At 68.5% G+C, this 5,586-nt stretch carries 7 protein-coding genes; 5 read left to right on the top strand and 2 right to left on the bottom strand.

Annotation, left to right across the window (positions count from 1 at the left end):
- Nucleotides 1-37 precede the first annotated feature (37 nt).
- A complete protein-coding gene (locus WAW85_RS15165; protein ID WP_422560420.1) occupies nucleotides 38-649 on the bottom strand; it encodes a hypothetical protein in 612 nt (203 codons plus the stop codon).
- Between WAW85_RS15165 and WAW85_RS15160 the strand changes: the two genes are divergently transcribed.
- Nucleotides 644-1,021, top strand: coding sequence for a PPOX class F420-dependent oxidoreductase (locus WAW85_RS15160; RefSeq protein WP_422560419.1), 378 nt, complete (start codon nucleotides 644-646; stop codon nucleotides 1,019-1,021). The genes WAW85_RS15165 and WAW85_RS15160 overlap by 6 nt on opposite strands.
- A gap of 25 nt (nucleotides 1,022-1,046) precedes the next feature.
- Here the strand turns inward: WAW85_RS15160 and WAW85_RS15155 are convergent, their stop codons facing one another.
- Complete coding sequence (locus tag WAW85_RS15155; protein WP_422560418.1) at nucleotides 1,047-2,252, bottom strand: M20 family metallopeptidase; 1,206 nt, start codon at nucleotides 2,250-2,252, stop codon at nucleotides 1,047-1,049.
- Nucleotides 2,253-2,332: 80 nt separating this feature from the next.
- Between WAW85_RS15155 and WAW85_RS15150 the strand changes: the two genes are divergently transcribed.
- The 4 genes from WAW85_RS15150 to WAW85_RS15135 form a co-directional block, all read left to right on the top strand.
- Nucleotides 2,333-3,301, top strand: coding sequence for a hypothetical protein (locus WAW85_RS15150; RefSeq protein WP_422560417.1), 969 nt, complete (start codon nucleotides 2,333-2,335; stop codon nucleotides 3,299-3,301).
- A gap of 17 nt (nucleotides 3,302-3,318) precedes the next feature.
- On the top strand, nucleotides 3,319-3,882 hold the full coding sequence (gene pyrE, locus WAW85_RS15145; RefSeq protein ID WP_422560416.1) for an orotate phosphoribosyltransferase: 564 nt from the start codon (nucleotides 3,319-3,321) through the stop codon (nucleotides 3,880-3,882).
- 5 nt (nucleotides 3,883-3,887) lie between these two features.
- Complete coding sequence (locus WAW85_RS15140) at nucleotides 3,888-4,592, top strand: TrmH family RNA methyltransferase (protein ID WP_422560415.1); 705 nt, start codon at nucleotides 3,888-3,890, stop codon at nucleotides 4,590-4,592.
- Between the two features lie 94 nt (nucleotides 4,593-4,686).
- A partial coding sequence (locus tag WAW85_RS15135; protein ID WP_422560414.1) for an acyl-CoA dehydrogenase family protein occupies nucleotides 4,687-5,586 on the top strand: 900 nt, incomplete at its 3' end.

Below are 5,586 nucleotides of genomic sequence, written 5' to 3'. Positions count from 1 at the left end.
GGGGAGCGCACCTCTTTTTGCCTAATCGAGTGGGGTGCTACCGCGGGCAGTACTGGCGCGCGATCGTCATCACGAGGGCCAGCTCGTTACCGCGGAGACCAAGGCCCCACGCGATGTCGTGCACGATCTGGACACACTGGTTGGGCGGCACAACGTTGTTGACTGCAACCTTGACCGGAAGGCCATCGATCTTGGTGACACCCGGGCACTCGGCATTGGCTGTGTAGGTGCGGTTCGCGAGACCCTTGAAGACGGTGGTGCCCTTGCCCACGGTGTTCAGGTTGAGCGGCTGAGTCGACGTGTGAGTGGTGCCATTGACAGTCGAGGTGATGGTGGCGGCGCAATTGGCGTTCGCGGTTCCGTCGGTAATCGCCACGGTCAGCGTGTTGCCGGCAGGGAAGGCATCGCCTTTGACAGGGAGCGCCGCTTCGGCGCTGCCGGCGCCGAGAAGTGCGCCGACCGATAGTACGAGAATCGCTACGGCCGCGAGTGCCGCGGATCGGATGAATCCGATCATGGAAATCCCCTCCAAAATTTCAGTGAGCCGGGCTGATTGCGCCGGTGCACCTTTCAGCGTGCGCCTGACTTCCGCACGCCATTGAGGTTTTCGCCGATCTTTTCGCCGAATCGGTACCGTCGAGTCATGCATCCCACTGTCGGGCAGGTCGCCGAAGCCAAGTACGTCATGCTGACCACGTACAAGAAAGACGGGACGGCGGTGCCCGCCCCGCTGTGGGCCGTGCGCGACGGCGACGACCTCCTGGTCTGGACCGTCGTCGACTCGTGGAAGGTCAAGCGGCTGCGGCGCAACAACAATGTGCTGGTGCAGGCCTGCGACGCCCGCGGCACCAAGACGTTCGGGCCGCAGGTGGCCGGCCTCGGCGAAGTGACCGACGCCGCCCACGCCGCCGCACTGATCGAACGCAAATACGGACTCTTCGGCCGTCTCACGGTGCTGGGCTCGCGCCTGCGCCGTGGCTCGGCGGGCACCGTCGGCATCCGCGTGCACGACGTCGTCTGACCTCAGTGAGCGCGTGTGACGGCCGTCAGGTGAGCAGGGCGACCGCGGCGTAGACGTAGGCGCGGGCCGCGGTCACTAGTTCGGCGAGCGGCACCGACTCGTCGGGCTGATGTGCCTGACCGTTGATGTCGCCGGGACCGAGAACAACGGTGGGGACGCCCAGATCGCGGCTGATGAAGCCGCCGTCGCAGGCGGCGGTCCAGCCGCCCACCGAGGTGGGCGCACCCGCGGCGATCACCGCGTCGACGGCGGCGCGCACGAGGGGAGCGTCGGCGGGGGTGTCGAAGCCGGGCATCTCCATCGTCGGCGTGAGCCTCACCGTGATCCCGTCGTCGTCGATCCCGGCCGCGCTGATGGCATCGGCGAGGTCGGACGCGATGGTCGCGATCGACTCGCCGGGCATCAGCCGCCGATCGACCCCGAGAGAGCAGTTCGGGGCAACCACCGAAATGCCCTGACCGCCGTCGATCACGCCGACATTCCAGGTGCCGAAGCCCAGCAACGGGTGCGGGTCGGCGGCCATCGCCGCCTGGTCCTCGCCGATCAAACCGATCACCGCCGCCGCCGCCTCAATCGCACTGCGCCCGTCGGACGGACGCCCAGAATGTGCGGCCCGGCCGGTGATGTCCACATCCAGGTACGACGCCCCCCGACAACCCCGCACCACCTCCAGGCACGTCGGCTCGGCGACGATGCACGCGGCGAACTCCAGTGGCGGTGGATCGGCGACGACGGCGCGCACCCCGGAGCCGTGCTCCTCCTCATCGACGGTCGCCAGCAGGTGCACCGGCCCGGACAGGTCGATCCCGAACTCGGCGGCCCGCGACAACGCAGCCAGCGCCGCCACCACCGCGGCCAGGCCGCCCTTCATATCCGACGATCCGCGGCCGATGATCAGGTCCCCATCGCGCCGCGCCACGAACGGGTCACCGGTCCAGCCCGGCCCGGCCGGCACCACATCGGTGTGGCCGAGGAACAGTACGCCCGGCCCGGTTGCCGTCGACGTCGCGGTGCTGGCCAGCAGATTTGGGCGATCCGGCGCGGCCTCGGTGAGCGACACTGACAAGCCGACGTCGCGACATGCCTGCGCCAGCACGGCCACGGCAGCCGCCTCGGTTCCCCCCGGATTGATACTCGGAGCCTCAATCAAAGAGCAGGTCAGCCCCTCGATGAGGGCAACGTCGATACTATTGGCGAGGGCCGCGATCGCGTCCGCAAACGGCGGGTTCATCGTTGTTCCTCCGAGGGGTGCTGGGGGAGAGGGTGGAGTCGTTCTCCGCTGGATGAGCGTTCGATAGTAGGCTAGGCCCGATGACTATCGTCTATTTCGTGATTGCGGTCCTCGCGCTGATCGGCGCCGGGGTGCTGCTGTGGCTCGACCGTAACCGGTCGGTCCAAGTGCACCACCAACGCGCAGTGTGGGGACAGGGGCACTCCTTCAAGTTCCGCGAATCCGACAACAAGCTGCGCACGGTGTTCCGTCGCGCCGCGATGGACGCGCCTGACGACGTCGCCGTGCGTGATGTCGCTTACGGCCGCTACGAGGGCGTCGAAGCGGTGGTCTTCGACCTCGCCGAGACCGCGACCGTGGTGGCGGTGCGCCGCCCGACCGCCTCGTCAGTGACCGTCGATCTGCGTTACGAGGACGTGCTTGCCCCCGCCGAAGACGACGTCGAACTGTTGGGCGCCATGGGTTCGCGGGTCATGTTCGCGAGCAACTTGGAAGCGGCCCGCCGGACCTGCGACCGCCGCATGGTGGCGCTGGCCACGGAGGCCCCGAGCTATATCGAGATCCTCTGGAACGAGGGCAACTGGGCGCTGGGTTCCATGCCGCCGACGCTGGACACCGAGCGGCTCGACGTCGCCCTGGACACGGTCCGCCGCTTCGCCGATCTGCTGCTGGTGCTCCCGCCGGCCGTCGATCCGCAGGACGCACCGGATCCGCGTGATCCGCACGGTCCGATCAGCCAGGAACTGGCCGATGAGAAGACCGACGCTCTGCGCGACAAAGCCCGCCGCCAGCGGTTGGCCGAACAAGCGCAGCACGGCGAGCCACGCTACGAGGCTGACCCGCTGCCGCCAGCCGCGTCGTCGCGCCCACCGCAGCGTCCCGGCCCCGCCGGGTACGACGAGGAGTGGTCGTTGCCGCCAGCCGCCAGTCCGCGCCCGACCGAACCGCAGCAGCGCCCGACCCCGATGCGTCAGCGCCCGGTCGCCCCGCGACCGGAGGTGCCCGATCTGCCTCAGATGCGGATCGACGACAACCTCGACCGCGACTAGATTTCAGGAGTTTCTCCATGGCTGCGTCTGATACTCCGGCCCTCGACCCGGTCGCGCGGCAGCGGCTGGCAGAACTGGTGAGCGAGCTGGCCGTCGTCCACGGCCGCGTTGTCCTCTCCTCCGGCAAAGAAGCCGACTACTACGTCGACCTGCGCCGCGTCACCCTGCAGCATGAGGCGAGCCGGTTGATCGGCACGCTGATGCGCGAGCTGACCGTGGACTGGGATTTCGACGCAGTCGGAGGCCTCACGTTGGGTGCCGATCCGGTGGCGACGTCGATCATGCATGCCGACGGCCGCCCGATCGACGCCTTTGTGGTGCGCAAAGCGGCGAAGGCCCACGGCATGCAGCGGCAGATCGAAGGCCCGGACATTGTGGGCAAGCGCGTGTTGATCGTGGAGGACACGTCCACCACGGGTGCCTCGCCGGCGCAGGCGGTGCTGGCCGCCCGGGCGATCGGCGCGCAGGTGGTGGGTGTGGCGACCGTGGTGGACCGCAACACCGGGGCCGACGACGTGATCCGCGCGCAGGAGGTTCCGTACCGGTCGCTGCTCGACCTGGCCGACCTCGGCCTCGCCTGACCGCGGTGCCCAGCCCCACCGAACCCAGCCCCACCGAACCCAGCCCCACCGAACCCGGGCCCACCGAGTGGCACAGTGGAATCGGTGAACCCGTCGGGGTGGGGCCGTGGCTCGACGAGCGCGGTGCCCCGCTCCCGGATGATCCGCGCTACGACCCCGAGTTGCTGGCCGCGGGAGACCGCCGCAACGTGGTCGATCCCTACCGCTACTGGGCGCGCGAAGCGATCGTCACCGACCTCGACACCCGCCGACACCGATTCCACGTCGCTATCGAAAACTGGGGGCACGATGCGAACATCGGGACCGTCGTGCGCACCGCGAATGCCTTTGCCGCCTGCGGGGTGCACATCGTCGGACGGCGACGCTGGAATCGGCGCGGCGCGATGGTCACCGACCGCTATCAGCACCTGCATCACCATGCGACCACCGACGATCTGATGGCGTGGGCCGCGGCGAACGACCTGGTGGTGGTGGCTGTCGACAACACGCCAGGCTCGGTGCGTTTGGAACAGACAAGTCTGCCGGAGAACTGTCTGCTGCTGTTCGGTCAAGAGGGGCCGGGTGTCACCGACGAGGCAAGCGCGGCCGCGGCGATGACCGTGTCCATCGCGCAGTTCGGTTCCACCCGCAGCATCAATGCCGGGGTGGCCGCCGGGATCGTGATGCACGCATGGATCTCCCAGCACGCGGATCTGACACAAGCCTGGTAACGCGCACCTTGCGGCGGCGAGCCGCATTCGGTGTGCGGGTAGGGTCGGCGAATCAAGCGCCATGGAATCAAGCGCAGTGGAAAGAGGAATGCTCATGCCCGTCGAACGTCTGCTTCCCACCGAGGAGGCTTACGACCTCATCGCCCTCACCCGGGAAATCGCCGATAAGACCCTTGATCCGATCGTCGACGACTACGAGAAGCGTGAGGCCTACCCCGAAGGGGTGTTCGCGACGCTCGGCGAGGCGGGCCTGCTGAGCCTGCCGTACCCGGAGGAGTGGGGCGGCGGGGGCCAGCCGTATGAGGTGTATCTGCAGGTGCTCGAGGAGATTGCCGCACGGTGGGCCGCGATCGGGGTGGCCACCAGCGTGCACGGCCTCGCCTGCTTCCCATTGGCCACCTATGGCACGCCCCAGCAGCAGGAGCGTTGGCTCCCGGACATGCTCGGTGGCGCCACCATCGGCGCGTACAGCTTGTCCGAGCCCGACGCCGGCTCGGATGCCGCCGCGCTCAACTGCCGGGCCGTCGCCACCGACGACGGCTACCGCGTCACCGGCACCAAAGCCTGGATCACGCACGGCGGCCTGGCTGACTTCTACAACCTCTTCGCGCGGACCGGTGAGGGTTCCAAGGGCATCTCCTGCTTTCTAGTGCCCGGCGACACCGAGGGCCTCACCTTTGGCAAACCAGAGGAGAAGATGGGCCTGGCGGCGGTGCCCACCACGGCGGCGATCTACGACGGCGCGCTGGTGCCCGCCGAGCGCCGAATCGGTGCGGAGGGTCAAGGTCTGCAGATCGCGTTCAGTGCCCTGGACTCGGGCCGGCTGGGCATCGCCGCGGTGGCCACCGGCATCGCGCAGGCGGCGCTGGACGCGGCCGTCGCCTACGCCAAGGAGCGCGAGACCTTCGGGACCGCGATCATCAACCACCAGGGGCTGGGCTTTTTGCTCGCCGATATGGCCGCGGCCGTCGACGCCGCCCGCGCCACCTACCTC

Origin of the sequence: Gordonia sp. (in: high G+C Gram-positive bacteria) (genome assembly GCF_049299075.1) — a bacterium.
Taxonomy (GTDB): domain Bacteria; phylum Actinomycetota; class Actinomycetes; order Mycobacteriales; family Mycobacteriaceae; genus Gordonia.
Note: the sequence above shows the minus strand (reverse complement) of the source record. Positions and strands in the feature narration are given on the sequence as shown.

Bases quoted from the DNA above. Each gene is read 5' to 3' on its own strand.
- WAW85_RS15160 (WP_422560419.1), top strand. From the start codon at position 644: ATGCATCCCACTGTCGGGCAGGTCGCCGAAGCCAAGTACGTCATGCTG.
- WAW85_RS15165 (WP_422560420.1), bottom strand. From the start codon at position 649: ATGCATGACTCGACGGTACCGATTCGGCGAAAAGATCGGCGAAAACCT.
- WAW85_RS15155 (WP_422560418.1), bottom strand. From the start codon at position 2,252: ATGAACCCGCCGTTTGCGGACGCGATCGCGGCCCTCGCCAATAGTATC.
- WAW85_RS15150 (WP_422560417.1), top strand. From the start codon at position 2,333: ATGACTATCGTCTATTTCGTGATTGCGGTCCTCGCGCTGATCGGCGCC.
- pyrE (WP_422560416.1), top strand. From the start codon at position 3,319: ATGGCTGCGTCTGATACTCCGGCCCTCGACCCGGTCGCGCGGCAGCGG.